We start from the raw sequence: 668 nt of genomic DNA, 5'->3' as shown, positions 1-668 counted from the left end.
GTGACCAATCGTGCCAACGTTTACGTGTGGCTTCTTACGCTCAAATTTTTCCTTCGCCATTGGAAAGTCTCCCCCATTGCTAAATTGACATTATGGTGCCCACAACTGGACTCGAACCAACGACCTCTTCCTTACCAAGGAAGTGCTCTACCGCCTGAGCTATGTGGGCTTATATCAGCTTGCAGCTTCATAAAGCAAGCAAATATTTCTATTTCTAATTTGGAGCGGGTGATGGGAATCGAACCCACGCTATCAGCTTGGAAGGCTGAAGTTCTACCATTGAACTACACCCGCTTTATCCTTCTTTTTAACTGGTGGAGGGGGAAGGATTCGAACCTTCGAAGGCAGAGCCGTCAGATTTACAGTCTGATCCCTTTGACCGCTCGGGAACCCCTCCAAAAAGAACGCTATTGTCTTTTAAGATGAATAGAATGTCAACATTTTGTTAACGGCCAACCTAATAAGAATGGTGCTGGCACCAGGAATCGAACCCGGGACCTACTGATTACAAGTCAGTTGCTCTACCAACTGAGCTACGCCAGCATGTACGCTTTTGCCTATTTTCAATCAGGCTTTACAGTGATATTTTGTTTTTAATTATCACTTAAATAAAACCCTGGCGATGACCTACTTTCACATGAGGAGACCTCACACTATCATTGGCGCGG

At 45.2% G+C, this 668-nt stretch carries 4 tRNA genes; all 4 read right to left on the bottom strand.

The features are described 5' to 3' along the window. Positions 1 to 93: 93 nt before the first annotated feature. Positions 94 to 169: transfer RNA gene (locus tag A8O27_RS18225), tRNA-Thr, on the bottom strand. A gap of 51 nt (positions 170 to 220) precedes the next feature. After that, positions 221 to 294, bottom strand: a tRNA-Gly gene (locus tag A8O27_RS18220). A gap of 18 nt (positions 295 to 312) precedes the next feature. Continuing rightward, a tRNA-Tyr gene (locus tag A8O27_RS18215) sits at positions 313 to 397 on the bottom strand. A 70-nt stretch (positions 398 to 467) separates the two neighbouring features. Continuing rightward, positions 468 to 543: transfer RNA gene (locus A8O27_RS18210), tRNA-Thr, on the bottom strand. Positions 544 to 668 lie beyond the last annotated feature (125 nt).

The organism is Legionella bozemanae, from assembly GCF_001648595.1.
Taxonomy (GTDB): domain Bacteria; phylum Pseudomonadota; class Gammaproteobacteria; order Legionellales; family Legionellaceae; genus Legionella; species Legionella bozemanae.
The sequence above is the reverse complement of the archived record's forward strand: the minus strand, read 5'-3'. Positions and strand labels throughout refer to the sequence as shown.